Raw genomic sequence first — 18,883 nt, 5'->3', positions numbered from 1 at the left:
TGAAAAGCCACTCATCAAGTGTGGAAGAAGCTGTCGCTGCAAAAATCGCTGCCAGTTTTAAGCCTGCAGCTGCTCCGAAAGAAGAAGCAAAGCCTGCAGCACCAAAAGCAAGTGCAGAAAAGAAAGCCGAGAAATCTGAGCCAGCTAAACCAGCTAAACCAGCTGTAGCTAAGGAAGAGGTAAAAGCGGCTGAGCCAGTCGCTCCGAAGACAGAAAAAGTAGCGGCTAAACCGCAAAGCCGTAATTTCAAGGCTGAGCGTGAAGCTCGTGCTAAAGAGCAGGCAGAACGACGCAAGCAAAATAAGGGCAATAACCGTGACCAACAAAAGGGAAATCATCAAAAGAATGATAACCGTAATGGTGGAAAACAAGGTCAAGGCAACCGCGATAATCGTCGCTTTAACGACCAAGCTAAGAAACAGCAAGGTCAGCAAAATCGTGGCAATGAGCGCCGTCAACAAGAGGACAAACGTCCAAATCAAGCGGCTCCACGTGTTGACTTTAAAGCCCGTGCAGCAGCCCTAAAAGCAGAGCAAAATGCAGAGTATGCACGTTCAAGTGAGGAACGCTTCAAGCAGTATCAGGCTGCTAAAGAAGCCTTGGCTCAAGCTAACAAACGCAAGGAACCAGAGGAAATCTTTGAAGAAGTGGCTAAGTTAGCTGAACAAGCGCAACAAGAACAGCAAGTTCAAGCAGTGGTTGAAACAGCTCCTGTAGCTAAAGAAGCACCAGTGGATACACGTCGTAAAAAACAAGCTCGACCAGATAAAAATCGTGACGATTATGATCACGAAGAAGATGGTCCTAGAAAAAACCAAAAGAATCGAAGTAGTCAAAATCAAGTGAGAAATCAAAAGAATAGTAACTGGAATAATAGTAATAACAAAAAGAATAAAAAAGGCAATAAGCAAAACAACCGCAATCAGGCTCCAAAACCTGTTACAGAGCGTAAATTCCATGAATTGCCAACAGAATTTGAGTATACAGATGGTATGACGGTTGCGGAAATCGCAAAACGTATCAAACGTGAACCAGCTGAAATCGTTAAGAAACTCTTTATGATGGGTGTCATGGCCACACAAAACCAATCCTTGGATGGGGAAACCATCGAACTCCTCATGGTGGATTATGGTATCGAAGCCAAACAAAAAGTTGAAGTGGATAATGCTGATATTGAACGTTTCTTTGTCGAAGATGGTTATCTCAATGAAGATGAATTGGTTGAGCGTCCACCAGTTGTAACCATCATGGGACACGTTGACCATGGTAAAACAACCCTCCTAGATACCCTTCGTAACTCTCGCGTTGCAACAGGTGAAGCAGGTGGTATCACTCAGCATATCGGTGCCTACCAAATCGTGGAAAATGGCAAGAAGATTACCTTCCTTGATACACCGGGACACGCGGCTTTTACATCTATGCGTGCGCGTGGTGCTTCTGTTACCGATATTACTATCTTGGTCGTAGCGGCAGATGACGGGGTTATGCCTCAGACAATCGAAGCCATCAACCACTCAAAAGCAGCTAACGTTCCAATCATCGTAGCCATCAACAAGATTGATAAACCAGGTGCTAACCCAGAACGCGTTATCGGTGAATTGGCAGAGCATGGTGTGATGTCAACAGCTTGGGGTGGAGATTCTGAATTTGTTGAAATTTCAGCTAAATTCAACCAAAATATCGAAGAATTGTTGGAAACAGTCCTTCTTGTGGCTGAAATCCAAGAACTCAAGGCAGACCCAACAGTGCGTGCGATCGGTACAGTTATCGAAGCTCGCTTGGATAAAGGTAAAGGTGCGGTTGCAACCCTTCTTGTTCAACAAGGTACCTTGAATGTTCAAGATCCAATCGTTGTCGGAAATACCTTCGGTCGTGTCCGTGCTATGACCAATGACCTTGGTCGTCGCGTTAAGGTGGCTGGACCATCAACACCAGTTTCTATCACAGGTTTGAATGAAGCACCGATGGCAGGTGACCACTTTGCCGTTTACGAGGATGAAAAATCTGCGCGTGCAGCTGGTGAAGAACGTGCCAAACGTGCCCTTATGAAACAACGTCAAGCTACTCAACGTGTCAGCCTTGAAAACCTCTTTGATACCCTTAAAGCTGGTGAACTCAAATCAGTTAACGTGATCATCAAGGCCGATGTACAAGGTTCTGTTGAAGCCCTTTCTGCCTCACTTCAAAAGATCGACGTAGAAGGTGTCAAAGTTACCATCGTCCACTCAGCGGTCGGTGCGATCAACGAATCAGACGTGACTCTTGCCGAAGCTTCAAATGCCTTTATCGTTGGTTTCAACGTACGTCCTACACCACAAGCTCGTCAACAAGCAGAAGCTGACGATGTGGAAATCCGTCTCCACAGCATTATCTACAAGGTTATCGAAGAGATGGAAGAAGCCATGAAAGGGATGCTCGATCCAGAATTTGAAGAAAAAGTTATCGGTGAAGCAGTTATTCGTGAAACCTTCAAGGTGTCTAAAGTGGGAACTATCGGTGGATTCATGGTTATCAACGGTAAGGTTACCCGTGACTCTAAAGTCCGTGTTATCCGTGACGGTGTTGTTATCTATGATGGCGAACTCGCAAGCTTGAAACACTACAAAGACGACGTTAAAGAAGTTACAAACGGTCGTGAAGGTGGATTGATGATTGATGGCTACAATGATATCAAGATGGATGATGTGATTGAGGCCTATGTCATGGAAGAAATCAAAAGATAAGATTTTTGCTCCTTTCTTAGGTGGTGAGGGACGCAAGCAAACCGATGGTTTCATTGCTTATTTTTGAGCCTAGGGTCTCAAAAATCCCCTGTGATGGGACTGATAAATCAGTTCCATCACTTTCACCACGGCGAAAGAAGCAGATGAGTTCAAATTGAACTTCGTTTCAATTTGAACTGAAAATCAAAAAGTTTAAAAATAGCTAGGTCTGCTGGCCTAGCTTTTGGTTCAAAGTAGAGAAAGGAATATCATGGCAAATCATTTCCGTACGGATCGTGTGGGCATGGAAATCAAGCGTGAAGTCAATGAGATTTTGCAAAAGAAAGTCCGTGATCCGCGTGTCCAAGGTGTGACCATCACAGATGTTCAGATGCTAGGTGACTTGTCTGTAGCCAAGGTTTACTACACCATTTTGAGTAACCTTGCTTCGGATAACCAAAAAGCTCAAATCGGGCTTGAAAAAGCAACTGGTACCATCAAACGTGAACTTGGTCGCAATTTGAAATTGTACAAAATCCCAGATTTGACCTTCGTCAAAGACGAGTCCATCGAGTATGGAAACAAGATTGACGAAATGCTACGCAATCTGGATAAGAACTAAGAAGAGGGGCAACCCTCTTTTTTGGTGGGGAAAATAGGTGGAATTTGAAATAGAAAAATATTCTTTTAAAAAAGAGATTCTGTATTTTTAAATGTTAGCTAATCAGAAAATGCTTTTTTTTTTAGGAAATATGATATGATGATTTCATAAATAAAAGGAGATTCTATCAATGAATAATATAAAAAAAGTTTGTCGTTTAGCTTTGCTATGTCTTTCCGTCTCTACCCTAGTTGCTTGTAGTTCTCTTTCTGAAAAAACAAGTAGCTCTTCTAGTGAGAATCAAACAGAAGCTTCATCTAGTAGTTCTGAAAAGAAAGGGTTGTTTGCCAAAGCAAAAGAAAAACTCAGTTCAAGCGATTTTAACCCACAAGATGTTAGCGATACGACAATTGAGTCTATAAAAACCTATGAAGATTACTTGATTATGAATGAGAAAATAATCGATAATTACTATACAGAAGCAGACGAAGCCTTTAAAGGAACTGTTTTAGAAGATAGCGCTGCTATCCAAGAACTAAAAGATAGCACTAAAAAAGAAATGGAAGATTTGAAAAAACAATATGGTCCGCTAAAGAAAGCACCGATTCAAGGAAAAGAAGAAGTGATTAAGACTCTAAAAGATTATCGTGATAATCTACATGAACAAGTGGAGCAGTGGAAAGCTAGTCTTTAATAGGAAGAGTGGAGTTCAATATGGATTATCAATTATTGCCACATGAATACATGGTTATGAATAGTGACCATGTGAGTTTTGGGAAAAATGGTTTGTCTACAGATGAATTAATTTTAACGAATCTACACTTAATATATATCAAAAAAGGTTTGTGGGGAGGAAAAAAAGATCAAGTTACCATACCCATTAACCAGATTAAAATTTTTGAAGGGAAACCTCAAATTTCAGTAACCAAAACCAATGGTGTGAAACGGCTGGAAATTTATTATAATGGCGGACAAGCTATCTTTGCATTTAATAATACTAAGGATACTGACAAGTGGGCTAGAAACATTATTAAATTGATTTCAGGGGATACAAGTAATTTTGAAACCTTGGGGGATAGTAGCTTGTTTGGAGCAGATGTTTTGGCAGAAACATTTAAGGATACATTTGACACTTTTAAAGCAGGGCTTGGGATTAAGGATGCAGAGCCAGAAAAGATTTCAACCAAGTGTAGCTTTTGTGGAGCACCTTTGTCAGGTCAAGTGAAGCAAACAGTAAGATGTGCCTATTGTGATATGGAGCAGAGTTTATAAGGGGGCAATTAAATGGGGTTGATAAAAGCCATCACAGATTCTATTGGTGGGACATTTGCAGACCAGTGGAAAGAAATTATCACAGTTCAAGCTTTTGATGAACATACAGCTGTAAGTCCAGGTATTGTTCAAGAAAGTAATAATGGTAGGGGTGTCAATACGAAGGGATCTGTAGGTATTATTTCCAACGGATCCAAGATTTTTATTCCAGAAAATACTGCTGCCTTTATCTTTAGTCAGTCTGGTATCGAGGAAATTATTACAGAACCAGGTGGATATGAATATCAAAATGGTGAGAGCAGTGTTTTTAACGGTGATGGATTGAAAAAGTCACTGTTTGACAATGTTGTTAATCGTGTTGGATTCGGTGGTCAAAGTGATCAGCAAAAACAGATTTGTTTTGTTAATTTGAGAGAAATTCGTGATATTAAATTTGGAACTCGTGGTCCAGTCATGTATAATGATTTGTTTTATGGGACAGATTTAGAAGTACGTGCTTTTGGAACATTTTCTATCCAAATTACAGATGCTAAGCAATTTATCAGAAACTTTCTTCCTGCCAATGTGACTTATTATACCTTTGATAGCGCTCAAGCTAGATCACAAATAGTAATAGAATTTCTTCAATCTTTTATTGTTGCACTTAATTCTTTGTCAACAACTTATCGTATTTCACAATTACCCTCACAAGCTGCAGTTCTTGCGGAACAGGTATCAAATGATGGACAGTATGCAGGGACTTGGAAAGAACGTTTTGGATTTGAGATTGTAAAAGTTGCCATTGCTAATATTGAGTTCTCACCAGAATCTAAGGAATTGGTTAAACAATTTTCATCAAATAAGATGAATTTAAAAGCTTATGATGATGTATCGCAGAAATCTTCTAATATTGCAGCACAACAAAAAATTGCATCAGGAGTGGAGCAACATGGTCTAGGTGATAGTGCTGGAATGATATTTGGAATGAATATGGCTCAAAGTTTAGATGAAAAAGCCATGAAACCAAGTCTATCATTAGATGAGCAAATCGAAGCACTTACAAAACTAAAATCTCTTTTAGATGCAGGTATATTATCTCAGGAAGAATTTGATCGAAAGAAAAAAGAAATTATGGATTTATAAGATAAAGCTCGAAAGTTCATAGTTAGTGTGTATTCAAGGAATATTTTAGGTGAAACAATAATAGACTATCGTTCACAGATAGAATATCATGTTGTAAAGGTAGGAGTTGAATATTTTAGCTGTCTCTACAAAGACTATTAAAAATCTTTAACAAATAAGTTGCTAAGGATTTTTTGAAAATTTTTGAGGGGAATTTGAAACATACTTTAAAAGAGTATGCTATCATAGAATATAACTTACAGAAGTAAAAGGAGTTTGTATATGGCTGAACAAGAGTTGGCTATGCAAGTATTGCAACAAGTGGTGAAACTACCTGTTGTTAAGGTTGATCGTTCGAAATTTTTAGTGGATAAGTTTTCCAAAGAATTGGATCCAAAAGATATTCCTACCTTATTGGAACAAGGCCCAACGTCTCTCTTATCTCAAGAAATCTTAGATCGAGTGGCTAATGCTTGTATTCGGGATAATGTTTTATTAGCGAGTGGAACGTCTGTTGTTGCTGGATTACCAGGTGGACTTGCCATGGCAATTACCATACCAGCGGATGTAGCTCAATTTTATGGTTTCTCTCTGAAATTGGCCCAAGAATTAGGTTATATTTATGGTTATGAGGATCTTTGGGCTTCACGCGATGAGTTGAGCGAAGATGCTCAAAATACCCTCTTGCTTTATCTAGGTGTCATGTTGGGGGTGAATGGAACCGCTGCCTTGCTACGTGCTGGTGGTATAACAATTGCCAAACAGGTAATGAAAACAGTGCCTAATAAAGCTTTAACAAAAACGCTTTGGTACCCTATTTTGAAAAAAGTCTTAAAAATATTTGGTGTGAATCTGACCAAGGGAGGTCTGGCCAAAGGAATGGGAAAATTCATTCCTATCTTGGGTGGTATCATTTCAGGTGGTTTAACCTTTGCAACTATGAAACCAATGGGGGAAAGCTTGCAGAAAGAATTGTCCAAGCTAGTCAACTATAGTGAAGTTCAATATCAAGAAGATGTTGAAACAATCCGAAAAGAGGCTGAAATCATCGAAGGAGAGTGATATGGGACTCATAAAAATTCTAGCTAAAACTTACGGGAATTACTTTTTAACCATGCAAGGTGTAAAAGTAATGAAAACGATAAAGAAAGATGACCACGCTGTTGTCGGTCTGGGAAAACTTTTTATTGCAGACAAGCTAATGGATACGGCTCGGTGGCTCATCAAGCCAGAGGATAAAAAATGAAATTTTTCTGGGGACTTCTTGCCATTATTTTTATCAAACCGATTATTGGGATTGTGAAATTCTTTTGGATGATCATCTCTTTTGCAGTCCAATTATTGTTTTACAAGATAGTGTTTAAGATATTGGATTGGCTCTTTAAACTTATCTAGATGGTAATCCAAGTCGCAGAGAACTAGCAGGAACTCCACTGCTAGTTTTTTATTCTCTTTCCATATGGTATAATATAAGCAGTAAAATCATTTTATACTCTTCGAAAATCTCTTCAAACCACGTCAGCGTTGCCTTGCCGTAGGTATGGTTACTGACTTCGTCAGTTCTATCCACAACCTCAAAACACTGTTTTGAGCAACCTGCGGCTAGCTTCCTAGTTTGCTCTTTGATTTTCATTGAGTATTAGAACATACAATGGAGGTCGTCATGGACAATATTATCGATGTGTCAATTCCTGTTGCAGAAGTGGTGGACAAGCATCCAGAAGTCTTGGAAATCCTAGTGGAGCTGGGTTTTAAACCCCTTGCTAATCCCTTAATGCGTAATACAGTTGGTCGTAAAGTATCACTCAAACAGGGTTCTAAGCTTGAAGGAACTCCTATGGACAAGATTGTCCGCACGCTGGAAGCGAACGGCTACGAAGTGATTGGGTTAGACTAATGGCAGATGAACGGATTCATGTCCTACGGGATATTTTGTTAGAATTGCATAATGGCGCCTCTCCTGAGTCGGTTCAGGAGCGCTTTGATGCGACCTTTACAGGTGTTTCAGCTATCGAGATTTCCCTTATGGAGCACGAGCTGATGAACTCAGACTCAGGTGTCACCTTTGAAGATGTCATGGAACTCTGTGATGTCCATGCCAATCTTTTTAAAAATGCTGTTAAGGATGTCGAAGTTGCAGATACCGAGCACCCAGGTCACCCAGTTCGGATTTTTAAAGAAGAAAATCTGGCTCTCCGTGCAGCTTTAATTCGCATTCGTAGATTGCTAGATACCTATGAGTCTATAGAAGATGAAGAAATGCTTGCGGATATGCGCAAGGGCTTGGTCCGTCAGATGGGACTTGTGGGGCAATTTGATATTCATTACCAACGTAAAGAAGAACTCTTCTTTCCTATCATGGAGCGTTATGGGCACGATTCTCCTCCGAAAGTTATGTGGGGAGTGGATGACCAGATTAGGGAACTCTTTCAAACAGCTTTAGCGACAGCCAAGTCACTACCAGAAGTGTCGATTAGCACTGTAAAGGAAACTTTTGAAGCCTTTGCGACAGAGTTTGAAAGTATGATTTTCAAGGAAGAGTCCATCCTCCTTATGATTCTCCTTGAGTCCTTTACTCAGGATGACTGGCTTCAGATTGCGGAGGAGAGCGATGCCTATGGTTATGCCATCATCCGTCCGTCAGAAAAATGGGTGCCAGAAAGACAGAGTTTTGTTGAGGAAAAGAGTGCAGAGGAGCCTGTACAGTTAGATACGGCAGAGGGTAAAGTTCAGCAAGTGATCGATACGCCAGAAGGCCAGTTCACCATTACCTTTACTCCTAAGGAAAAGGAAGCAGTGTTGGACCGTCATAGTCAACAGGCTTTTGGCAATGGCTATCTCTCGGTCGAGCAGGCCAATCTCATCCTCAATCATCTCCCTATGGAGATTACCTTTGTCAATAAAGACGATATTTTCCAATATTACAATGACAATACGCCGGCTGATGATATGATTTTCAAACGGACGCCGTCCCAGGTTGGGCGCAATGTTGAACTCTGCCATCCACCTAAGTACTTGGACAAGGTCAAGACCATCATGAAGGGGCTTCGTGAGGGAAGCAAAGATAAGTATGAAATGTGGTTTAAGTCTGAGTCGCGAGGTAAGTTTGTTCATATTACCTACGCAGCAGTGCACGATGAAGAGGGAGAATTCCAAGGAGTGCTGGAGTATGTTCAGGATATTCAGCCCTACCGTGAGATTGATACGGACTATTTCCGTGGATTAGAATAAGGAGAAAAAATGAGTTACGAACAAGAATTTATGAAGGAATTTGAAGCTTGGGTCAATACCCAGATTATGATTAACGACATGGCGCACAAGGAAAGCCAAAAAGTCTACGAAGAAGACCAAGACGAGCGTGCCAAAGATGCTATGATTCGCTACGAAAGTCGCTTGGATGCTTATCAGTTCTTGCTTGGTAAGTTTGAAAATTTCAAGGCAGGCAAGGGATTCCATGATTTGCCAGAAGGCTTGTTTGGTGAGCGAAATTATTAAACGAGATAGATTCTTGATTTTTTACTAAAATCTTGATAGAATATTTATATTAAATCCTTGTCAGAGCAGGGATTTTTTATTGAAAGGATTTTATCATGTCAAAGAAACTCAATCGTAAAAAACAATTACGAAATAGCCTCCGTCGTGCAGGTGCCTTTTCAAGTACTGTGACTAAGGTTGTAGAAGAGACAAAAAAAGTCGTAAAACGTGCAGAGCAGTCAGCAAGCCAAGCTGGTAAGGCTGTTTCTAAAAAGGTTGAACAAGCAGTAGAAGCTACCAAAGAGCAAGCTCAAAAAGTAGCCAATTCTGTAGAAGATTTTGCAGCAAACTTGGGTGGACTTCCACTTGATCGTGCCAAAACTTTCTATGATGAAGGAATCAAGTCTGCGTCAGATTTCAAAAACTGGACTGAAAAAGAACTCCTTGCCTTGAAAGGAATCGGCCCAGCTACCATCAAGAAATTGAAAGAAAACGGCATCAAGTTCAAGTAATTTTTCTTGTGCCTTGCATTTCCGAAAAAATCTTGCTACAATAGAGCCATTAGAGGTGTTTTGAATCCCACATTTTACAGAAAGTGGCGGTGCTGAGAAGTCCACAAATGTGTCAAAACTAGTTGCTGATGACTGAAAAAATGAAATATTACTGTCTTTTTATTTTAAAGACAAGAGTTGCGGGCTTTGCCCGAAATTGGGTGGTACCGCGGATAAACACATTCGTCCCTGTCATGTAGATGGCAGGGACTTTTCTTTTGCGTTTTGGTCAAAGGAGGTTGTCATGAAGCAATCTTTTAACACAAGTAAACTCTACTATGGCTTTCCTATCTTCATTTTGGGATATCAGGATCAGAATTTTGGACACAATATTACGACCTGTAGCTCCTCTTATAGCTTGGGAGATTGGCTAGTCATTGGTGTCGGAGCTGAGGAAAATGCGGCTGAGCAAATCAAGCATTACCAGAAGTTTACTGTGAATATTCCTGATAAAAATCTCATGCTCGAGATGGAGCAGGCTGGTTTTATCAGTCATCAGGAGAAATTGGAACGTTTGGGAGTGCATTATGAAATTTCTGAACGAACTCAGGCACCGATTTTAGAGACCTGTCCAGTTGTATTGGACTGTCAGGTAGATCGGATTATCGAGGAAGATGGAATCTGTCATATTTTCGCTAAGATTGTTGAGCGACTTGTTGACCCAGAACTTTTGGATGAAAAGGGACATTTTAGAAATGAACTGTTTGCCCCAACATATTTCATGGGAGATGGATATCAGCGCGTCTATCGTTATCTGGATAAGCGTGTAGATATTAAGGGGAGCTTCATCAAAAAAGCGAGGAAGAAGGATGACAAGAGCTGAGTTACCAGAACGATTGGAAACAGCGCGTCTGGTCTTACGAGTCCGTACAGTGGCTGACGCCGAGGATATCCATGCCTACGCTAGTCTTCCAGAAGTCGCCTACTCAGCAGGTTTTCCGCCCGTCAATACCTTGGAAGATGAGATCTATTATCTGGAGCACATTCTTCCAGAACGAAATCAAAAGGAAAATCTTCCAGCAGGATATGGGATGGTCGTCAAAGGAACTGATAAAGTCATTGGTTCTGTTGACTTCAATCACCGCCATGCGGATGATGTGCTAGAGCTTGGCTATACCTTGCACCCAGACTATTGGGGTCGTGGTTATGTACCAGAAGCAGCGTGTGCCTTGATTGATCTAGCTTTTAAAGAACTTGGTCTTCACAAGATTGAACTAACTTGCTTTGGATATAACCTTCAAAGTCAACGAGTCGCAGAGAAACTTGGCTTTACTCTCGAAGCTCGTATCCGAGACCGCAAAGATGCCCAAGGCAATCGCTGTGATGATTTGAGATATGGCTTGCTGAGGAGTGAGTGGGAGGTAATTTGATGCATCTTTTCATCATTGGTGCTCCAGCCTCAGGAAAAATGACGATTGGTCAAGAACTGTCTCGACTGACGGATTCTACCCTCTTTTATAACCATCAAGCCATCGATTTTGCACTAGAAATCTATCAGGACTTTACAGAGGAGATGTGGGAATTTGTTCGTGGAATCACCTTTTCTTTCCTTGGAGCAAGTGCAAGAAATCAGCGATATGTGATTTTAACAGAAGTGATTGATTTTTCAAATCAGTACCAGATGATGTATTTGAAGCAAATTCAAGATTTGTTGAATGGCTATCATCAAGAGATTCTTTTTGTTGAATTGGAAACAAGCCTTGAAGAGCGCTTACGTCGAAATCGAACGGAGAATCGATTAAAGCACAAACCCTTAAAACGACATATTGAGGTATCTGAAAGAGAAATTTTAGAGACTGCTGAAACACTTCAATTAAATTCCCAACATCAACCGAATGAGTTGCACCACTACTTTAAGATAAATAATACGAATCTGTCTTCAGAAGAAGCTGCTAAGCAGATTCAAGATAAAATGAATACAATAGAGAAAGGACAAACACATATCTAAACAACTTCATGAAGATGTTCTCAAGTCTCAATCTTTTTCGTTCGTGATTCCTACCACCAAATGTAACTGGAAAACTCTACCTTAATCGCTCTTGGAGTACAACATTCAAGGTAAACGAATCACAAAGAAACTGGGATTTCCCATTCAAGCCTGTATCCGAGGTCGTAAGAATATCCAATACAGCAGAGGTAGAGTCTGATCTATTGAAGAATGAGTTAGAGGAGAGAATAGATGGCTAAAAAACCAACTTTTGTAGAACGTCGGACCATTCAAAATTTCGATGAGCTACATACAGCAGTGATGCAATATGCTGATGAACACGGAGAGTATCCAGATGTTCAGCTAATCAATTACCAACTGAAAAATAGGATTTTTGATTAGAATCAGGACCATGCTTTATTTAGAGAAGCTATGTATACTCCAAATACACAGAAGCGAAATGAACTGTTAAAACAAGTTTTAAAGATCAGTCCAGATTATTTTGCTGCTGATTTTCACTCATTCTTATCAGAGGTTGAAGATTTTGATTTACCAACCTTTAGATTAGATTTAGGAGGCAAAGATTGAAATTAATGTATTATTTTAATACTGATAATAGATTGAGGAATCTTTTTGCTCAAACTTGGAAAATACTTATGTATGCGCTAACGTATTTTCCAATAATATCTCTAATTATATTCTGTCTTACCGATTTTAAATTAGTTATAATTTTACAATTTGCCTTGATACTAATATATGTGTTCAACTATAAAAATCGATTTAATAAGTTTAGAGTTTTTCTTACTAAAAGTACTAAATCTTTAGCTTTTATGCACGCATGGGATGGAATATTTTGCGGAATCTTGACTTACATTCTTTATAACCTAAATCTAGTTGAATCAACTTTAATCAACTTATCTCAATATTTTTTTACTAATTATGGCATAAGTAAAAATCACATAAATAACTGGCTTATCATTGTAATACTTTTAATATTACCATTGGTATTATCTGTTATAAAAACTATAATATCAATCAAGATATTTAAAAAAGTTAATAAAATCGATATCTCCAAGGGAAAGACACTATGGAATGTATATGCCACGATGCTTATTAATTCGTTTTTATGGTATTATATCTATATTTATTACTTTATTTCTAAAGCTATTGATTTTCATTCCGATTTAATAACTGACATTTTTATATTTAATTCATTTATTGCGCTTTATTTAATATTCTGGTGGAGAATTCATAATCTAATTAGACATGGTGCAAAAGATACCAAAGAAGTAATAGCATCATGGCTAACTGGAACAATCTGTATATTGTTGTTAGCAATATTTAATCAAGTTGAAAATGAATTAATAAATGCTTTAACCTGGTTTTTGCCAATATTAATTCCTAGTCTAATTGGAGAAATAAATTCTCAATTTGATACAAAAAAATATAAGAAAAAACCAATAAGAACTGAGAAAATGGATAGACACCTCTATCGAACTCAACTATATAGTTTTCTTACTCTATTAATGTTGAGTATTATTCCAAAGTTAACCGAAATTATTTGGGGTTTAAAGATTAAGATGAAATTGGTCGAATTTATAACTCCCGCAGCTGATTGGATGTCTGAATTATTTGCCTCAACTATAATTATTTTCGTTTGTTTCATATTATCATTAGTTATTGGGAAGGCTATAATTTGGTTATTACAGTATTTCTATTTAAACACCCATAATGGATATTACGTGTATCGTGACAACATGCACAGTGTATTAATAAATCGTAGATATAAAAGAAATATTCATAAAAGGAGAAAAAATAATGTCTAATCAACTTTCACCTAAATACACTCCATCCTATGTTTAGGCTGGTCGTTACAAAAATGCCTTGATACGGATGTTTTCAAGCCGGCAGGAGATCAAAAGGCTAAGCCTTATTCAATCGTGATTCCCACCACCAAATGTAACTGGAAAAAACTCTACCTTAGTCACGCTTGGGGAATAACTTTCAAAGTAAACGAATCACAAAGAAACTGAGATTTCCCATTCAAGCCTGTAGCTGAGTCCCAAAGGATATCTAAGCCAGTTGAGTCGGGTCTATTGAAGAATGAGTTAGAGGAGAAAATAGATGGCTAAAAAGAAAAATAGAAAAAAAGAATTAAAACGCCAGCAAAAGTTGGATATCAAAATTATTTCTGAAGAAGAGGCTGCTTGGACAGAAATCATGGCTAAAAAACCAACTTTTGTAGAACGTCGACAAATTCAAAATTTCGATGAACTACATACAGCAGTGATGCAATATGCTGATGAACATGGAGAGTATCCAGATGTCCAGCTAATCAATTACCAACTAAAAAATAGGACTTTTGATTGGAATCAGGATCACGCTTTATTTAGAGAAGCTATGCATACTCCAAATACACAAAAGCGAAATAAACTGTTAAAGCAAGTTTTAAAGATCAATCCAGATTATTTTGCGGCTGATTTTCACTTATTCTTATCAGAAGTTAAAGATTTTGATTTACCAACCTTTAAAAAAGTACTGGATTTTGAAGTTCTAGTTTTAGAAAAATGGAAAATGAACGGATACAATAGTTGGAATTATTTTGAAGCTCGCCCTATCCTGTCTGCTCTGATGTTTCTGATTGAATATTATATGACAGAAAAATTTTACTTTAAGGCTTTGGAATTGGTTAACTTATACTTAAGTAAGCGACCAGAACGTTTTCCTCCTAATTTTGTCTTCTGTATGCTTTCCTTGTATCATATTACTGGTCAGGAATTAAAGGTTGAACGTTTCTATTGTGAAGAATTAAATAAAGGAAAGCGGGATGATACCATCCTTATTCATGCCATCATCTCTGCTTTTTCTCAAGGAAAAATTGAGGAAGCCAGTCAGCTATTTGCAAAATTAGTGGAAATCAATGATGAAGCTGTTGAATTCTTCATAGAGAAAGACTGGCAATTCAATATTTTAGACATTGAAGAACAAGAATGCTATTGTCCAAATTCAGTTGAATCGCTACAAGCTAGTTTGTATCCTCTGCTTGACTATTTACAAGAAAATATTATCTTAACAGAATTTTTAACAAAAGAAGCCAAGAAATTCCGTCGTAAACCAGTATTTTCGAATCATTCCAGTATGATAAAAAAATTATCCAAGGTCACAGACTGGTACTCCTTTATGAGCGAGGAAAAAATGAAGGGAATCCGGATGGATCTTGTTCGCATCTTTGTTGAAAATGGGATTCGTACATCTTCAGATTTCAAAAAATGGACTGAAAAAGAAGTTCTCGCTTTGAAGGGAATTGGTCCTGTAACCGTTAAAAAGCTGAAAGAAAACGGCATAAAGTTTAAGAAAGAGAAGTAATTGTTTATGGAAGGGGGGAGGTGAAATTGTCTTGAATGAAATTTCTAATTTCATCCTGTATACTACACCAAATGGCGACGTTCAGCTAGATATCCTTTTACAAGATGAAAATCTTTGGTTGACTCAAAAAGGTCTTGCAGAGCTCTTTGGAGTTGAACGAAGTGTCATTACAAAGCACTTAAAAAACATTTATGATAGTGGTGAGTTGGATAAGGTGTCAACTTGTGCAAAATTTGCACAGGTTCAACAAGAGGGGAATAGAGCTGTCAGGCGTGAACTTGAATATTACAATCTGGATGCTATCATTTCAGTTGGCTATCGTGTAAATTCCAGCAAGGCTACTCAATTTAGAATTTGGGCAACCAAGACCTTGAAAGAATTTATCATCAAAGGTTTTGTTTTGAATGATGAACGCTTGAAACAAGGACAGACAGTTTTCGGACAAGATTATTTCCGTGAACTTTTAGAACGAATTCGCTCTATTCGTTCTAGCGAGCGCCGAATCTATCAACAAATCACGGATATCTTTGCCGAATGTGCCATAGATTATGATCGAAACTCAGATATTACTAAAAATTTCTATGCTATGGTGCAAAATAAATTTCATTATGCAATTACTGGAAGTACTGCTGCAGAAATTATCTGTCAACAAGCCGATGCTAGTAAAGAAAAAATGGGATTAACTTCTTGGAAGAATGCACCTGATGGACGAGTGCTCAAATCAGATGTAACGGTAGCCAAAAATTATTTGCAAGAAAAAGAAATTCGACAACTAGAGCGAACAGTTACAGCTTATTTTGATTATATTGAAGGTTTGGTTGAGCGCCGTAACACTTTTACCATGCGAGGATTGGCAGATAGTATTGATCGCTTTCTATCTTTTAATGAGTACGAAATTTTAGAAGGAAAAGGAAGTATTTCCAAGAAACAAGCAGACTCAAAAGCTATCCAGGAGTATGAAAAATTTAACCGAACTCAAAAAATTCTATCGGACTTTGATAAACATATTCTGAGGATAATGAGAGAAAGTTAATGTAAAATTTTTATATAGTTTCTTTTTTGCTAATAGAAGATACTGAAAAAAATCAGATGTGCTGAATCAAGGCCTATCTTCTACATACTAATTTTATTTAAAGATATTAACTAGAAAGGACAAACACATGTCTAAAGAACTTTCACCTAAATACAATCCAGCCGAGGTTGAGGCTGGTCGTTACCAAAAATGGCTTGATGCTGATGTTTTCAAGCCTTCAGGAGATCAAAAGGCTAAGCCTTATTCAATCGTGATTCCACCACCAAACGTAACTGGTAAACTTCACCTTGGTCACGCTTGGGATACGACTTTACAGGATATCATCATCCGTCAAAAACGCATGCAAGGTTTTGATACGCTTTGGCTTCCTGGTATGGACCACGCTGGTATTGCCACTCAAGCTAAGGTTGAGGAGCGCTTACGCGGTGAGGGTATTACGCGTTATGACCTCGGACGTGAATCTTTCTTGACGAAAGTCTGGGAATGGAAGGACGAATATGCCACTACTATCAAGGAACAATGGGGCAAGATGGGGCTCTCTGTAGACTACTCTCGTGAGCGTTTTACTCTTGATGAAGGTTTGTCAAAAGCTGTTCGCAAGGTCTTTGTGGACCTTTACAAGAAAGGTTGGATCTACCGTGGTGAGTTTATCATCAACTGGGACCCAGCAGCTCGCACAGCCCTTTCTGATATCGAGGTGATTCACAAGGATGTCGAAGGTGCCTTCTACCACATGAACTACATGCTGGAAGACGGCTCACGCGCCCTTGAAGTTGCCACAACTCGTCCTGAGACCATGTTTGGGGACGTTGCCGTTGCGGTCAATCCAGAAGACCCACGCTACAAGGATTTGATTGGTAAAAACGTCATCCTTCCAATCGCTAATAAACTAATCCCAATCGTTGCAGACGAACATGCCGATCCCGAATTTGGTACTGGTGTCGTGAAAATCACACCTGCCCACGATCCAAACGACTTCTTGGTTGGTCAACGCTATAACTTGCCACAAGTTAACGTCATGAACGATGACGGAACCATGAATGACTTGGCCTTTGAATTTGCAGGCATGGACCGTTTTGAAGCTCGTAAGGCAGTCGTTGCTAAGCTGGAAGAAATCGGTGCCCTCGTTAAAATCGAAAAACGTGTCCACAGCGTTGGTCACTCAGAGCGTACAGGTGTTGTGGTTGAACCTCGCTTGTCCACTCAGTGGTTCGTCAAGATGGACCAATTGGCTAAGAATGCTATTGTCAACCAAGACACAGAGGACAAGGTAGAATTCTACCCACCTCGTTTCAACGATACCTTCCTCCAATGGATGGAAAATGTTCACGACTGGGTCATCTCTCGTCAGCTCTGGTGGGGGCACCAAATCCCTGCTTGGTACAATGCTGAGGGTGAAATGTATGTCGGCGAAGAAGCTCCAGAAGGTGACGGATGGACTCAGGATGAAGACGTCTTGGATACTTGGTTCAGTTCTGCCCTCTGGCCATTCTCAACCATGGGCTGGCCTGATGTCGACTCAGAAGATTTCAAACGTTACTTCCCAACTTCAACCTTGGTAACAGGTTACGACATCATCTTCTTCTGGGTATCTCGTATGATCTTCCAATCCTTGGAATTCACTGGTCGTCAGCCATTCCAAAACGTGCTTATCCACGGTCTCATCCGTGACGAGCAAGGACGCAAGATGTCTAAATCTCTTGGTAACGGAATTGACCCAATGGATGTCATCGAGAAATACGGTGCCGATGCCCTTCGTTGGTTCCTTTCAAACGGTTCTGCACCAGGACAAGACGTGCGCTTCTCTTACGAGAAAATGGATGCTTCATGGAACTTCATCAACAAGATCTGGAACATCTCTCGCTACATCCTCATGAATAATGAAGGATTGCCCCTTGAGCAAGCAACTGCCAATGTGGAAAAAGTTGTCAACAAGGAAGCTGGAAATGTCACTGACCGCTGGATTCTCCACAACCTCAATGAAACTATTGGAAAAGCAACTGCCAACTTTGATAAGTTTGAGTTTGGTGTGGCTGGTCACATTCTCTACAACTTCATCTGGGATGAGTTTGCGGACTGGTACGTTGAGTTGACTAAGGAAGTCCTTTACAGCGATAATGAAGAAGAGAAAGTCATCACACGCTCTGTTCTCCTTTATACTTTGGATAAGATTCTTCGTCTCCTTCACCCAATCATGCCATTTGTGACAGAGGAAATCTTTGGACAAATCTCAGAAGGCTCTATCGTGACAGCAGAATACCCAACTGTTAACCCAGCCTTTGAAGACCTTGCTGCTCACACTGGCGTGGAAAGCCTCAAAGACTTAATCCGTGCTGTTCGTAATGCGCGTGCGGAAGTAAACGTTGCTCCAAGCAAGCCGATCACCATTCTTGTTAAGACAAGCGATAGCGACTTGGAAGCCTTCTTTAACAGTAATGTCAACTACATCAAACGCTTCACAAACCCAGAACACTTGGAAATTGCATCAACCATCCCTGCGCCTGAACTGGCTATGTCAAGCGTCATCACAGGAGCAGAAATCTACTTGCCACTGGCAGACCTCCTCAATGTCGAAGAAGAACTGGCTCGTCTCGACAAGGAACTGGCTAAATGGCAAAAAGAACTGGATATGGTAGGTAAGAAGCTCTCTAACGAACGCTTCGTAGCCAATGCCAAACCAGAAGTCGTCCAAAAAGAACGCGACAAACAAGCCGACTACCAAGCCAAATACGACGCGACCGTCGCACGTATTGATGAGATGAAGAAGTTGGTGGAATAAGGTTTTAATAATTATGAAAACGTTAGCAAATGCTAACGTTTTTTGCTATAATGAAATAAAACTTGGTTATTAGAGGG

At 39.5% G+C, this 18,883-nt stretch carries 21 protein-coding genes and 1 pseudogene; 21 read left to right on the top strand and 1 reads right to left on the bottom strand.

Features of this window, described 5'->3' with window-relative positions; genetic code table 11:
• From infB to RWO85_RS04290, 7 genes are all read left to right on the top strand, one after another.
• The coding region (gene infB / locus RWO85_RS04320; protein WP_314414235.1) for a translation initiation factor IF-2 at positions 1-2,723 on the top strand (2,723 nt) is incomplete at its 5' end.
• Positions 2,724-2,973: 250 nt separating this feature from the next.
• A complete protein-coding gene (rbfA, locus tag RWO85_RS04315; protein ID WP_001273601.1) occupies positions 2,974-3,324 on the top strand; it encodes a 30S ribosome-binding factor RbfA in 351 nt (116 codons plus the stop codon).
• A 169-nt stretch (positions 3,325-3,493) separates the two neighbouring features.
• On the top strand, positions 3,494-3,997 hold the full coding sequence (locus tag RWO85_RS04310; protein WP_001059609.1) for a hypothetical protein: 504 nt from the start codon (positions 3,494-3,496) through the stop codon (positions 3,995-3,997).
• A 20-nt stretch (positions 3,998-4,017) separates the two neighbouring features.
• Positions 4,018-4,575 (top strand): hypothetical protein, encoded by a 558-nt coding sequence (locus RWO85_RS04305; protein ID WP_314414234.1) that lies wholly within the window; start codon positions 4,018-4,020, stop codon positions 4,573-4,575.
• A gap of 12 nt (positions 4,576-4,587) precedes the next feature.
• The gene (locus RWO85_RS04300; RefSeq protein ID WP_314414232.1) at positions 4,588-5,697 is read left to right on the top strand and encodes an SPFH domain-containing protein; all 1,110 of its coding nucleotides are present in this window, start codon (positions 4,588-4,590) and stop codon (positions 5,695-5,697) included.
• Positions 5,698-5,958: 261 nt separating this feature from the next.
• Complete coding sequence (locus RWO85_RS04295; protein ID WP_261275479.1) at positions 5,959-6,738, top strand: EcsC family protein; 780 nt, start codon at positions 5,959-5,961, stop codon at positions 6,736-6,738.
• A 1-nt stretch (position 6,739) separates the two neighbouring features.
• A complete protein-coding gene (locus RWO85_RS04290; protein ID WP_050252318.1) occupies positions 6,740-6,922 on the top strand; it encodes a hypothetical protein in 183 nt (60 codons plus the stop codon).
• Between the two features lie 198 nt (positions 6,923-7,120).
• Here the strand turns inward: RWO85_RS04290 and RWO85_RS04285 are convergent, their stop codons facing one another.
• Positions 7,121-7,309, bottom strand: a complete 189-nt coding sequence (locus RWO85_RS04285) for a hypothetical protein (protein WP_314414231.1) — start codon at positions 7,307-7,309, stop codon at positions 7,121-7,123.
• Between the two features lie 30 nt (positions 7,310-7,339).
• Between RWO85_RS04285 and RWO85_RS04280 the strand changes: the two genes are divergently transcribed.
• The 14 genes and pseudogenes from RWO85_RS04280 (at position 7,340) to RWO85_RS04220 (ending at position 18,806) form a co-directional block, all read left to right on the top strand.
• Entirely contained in the window at positions 7,340-7,573 is a 234-nt protein-coding gene (locus RWO85_RS04280; protein WP_000368739.1) for a DUF1858 domain-containing protein, read from the top strand.
• Entirely contained in the window at positions 7,573-8,907 is a 1,335-nt protein-coding gene (locus tag RWO85_RS04275) for a DUF438 domain-containing protein (RefSeq protein ID WP_314414229.1), read from the top strand. Before RWO85_RS04280 ends, RWO85_RS04275 begins: the two co-directional genes overlap by 1 nt.
• Positions 8,908-8,916: 9 nt before the next feature.
• On the top strand, positions 8,917-9,171 hold the full coding sequence (locus RWO85_RS04270) for a DUF1912 family protein (RefSeq protein WP_000119707.1): 255 nt from the start codon (positions 8,917-8,919) through the stop codon (positions 9,169-9,171).
• Positions 9,172-9,266: 95 nt separating this feature from the next.
• Positions 9,267-9,662, top strand: a complete 396-nt coding sequence (locus RWO85_RS04265; RefSeq protein ID WP_000038635.1) for a helix-hairpin-helix domain-containing protein — start codon at positions 9,267-9,269, stop codon at positions 9,660-9,662.
• 283 nt (positions 9,663-9,945) lie between these two features.
• Positions 9,946-10,524 (top strand): flavin reductase family protein, encoded by a 579-nt coding sequence (locus tag RWO85_RS04260; RefSeq protein ID WP_314414226.1) that lies wholly within the window; start codon positions 9,946-9,948, stop codon positions 10,522-10,524.
• Positions 10,511-11,071, top strand: a complete 561-nt coding sequence (locus RWO85_RS04255; protein ID WP_314414224.1) for a GNAT family protein — start codon at positions 10,511-10,513, stop codon at positions 11,069-11,071. The genes RWO85_RS04260 and RWO85_RS04255 overlap by 14 nt, the downstream gene beginning before the upstream one ends.
• Positions 11,071-11,649 carry an AAA family ATPase gene (locus tag RWO85_RS04250; protein ID WP_314414223.1) on the top strand — a complete coding sequence of 193 codons (579 nt, stop codon included), beginning with the start codon at positions 11,071-11,073 and terminating at the stop codon, positions 11,647-11,649. The genes RWO85_RS04255 and RWO85_RS04250 overlap by 1 nt, the downstream gene beginning before the upstream one ends.
• 231 nt (positions 11,650-11,880) lie before the next feature.
• Positions 11,881-12,030 (top strand): hypothetical protein, encoded by a 150-nt coding sequence (locus RWO85_RS04245; protein WP_314414221.1) that lies wholly within the window; start codon positions 11,881-11,883, stop codon positions 12,028-12,030.
• 30 nt (positions 12,031-12,060) lie between these two features.
• Complete coding sequence (locus RWO85_RS04240; RefSeq protein ID WP_314414220.1) at positions 12,061-12,216, top strand: hypothetical protein; 156 nt, start codon at positions 12,061-12,063, stop codon at positions 12,214-12,216.
• A 5-nt stretch (positions 12,217-12,221) separates the two neighbouring features.
• The gene (locus RWO85_RS04235; protein ID WP_314414240.1) at positions 12,222-13,454 is read left to right on the top strand and encodes a beta-carotene 15,15'-monooxygenase; all 1,233 of its coding nucleotides are present in this window, start codon (positions 12,222-12,224) and stop codon (positions 13,452-13,454) included.
• Positions 13,447-13,637, top strand: a pseudogene (locus tag RWO85_RS10380) (class I tRNA ligase family protein); the annotation flags it as partial. The gene RWO85_RS04235 and the pseudogene RWO85_RS10380, both read left to right, overlap by 8 nt.
• Positions 13,638-13,752: 115 nt before the next feature.
• A complete protein-coding gene (locus tag RWO85_RS04230) occupies positions 13,753-14,994 on the top strand; it encodes a hypothetical protein (RefSeq protein WP_314414219.1) in 1,242 nt (413 codons plus the stop codon).
• 31 nt (positions 14,995-15,025) lie between these two features.
• A complete protein-coding gene (locus RWO85_RS04225) occupies positions 15,026-16,027 on the top strand; it encodes a virulence RhuM family protein (protein WP_314414218.1) in 1,002 nt (333 codons plus the stop codon).
• Between the two features lie 127 nt (positions 16,028-16,154).
• Positions 16,155-18,806 (top strand): valine--tRNA ligase, encoded by a 2,652-nt coding sequence (locus RWO85_RS04220; RefSeq protein WP_314414217.1) that lies wholly within the window; start codon positions 16,155-16,157, stop codon positions 18,804-18,806.
• Positions 18,807-18,883: the final 77 nt, after the last annotated feature.

The sequence above is a fragment of the uncultured Streptococcus sp. genome, assembly GCF_963521865.1.
Classification (GTDB): domain Bacteria; phylum Bacillota; class Bacilli; order Lactobacillales; family Streptococcaceae; genus Streptococcus.
The sequence above is the reverse complement of the archived record's forward strand: the minus strand, read 5'-3'. Positions and strand labels throughout refer to the sequence as shown.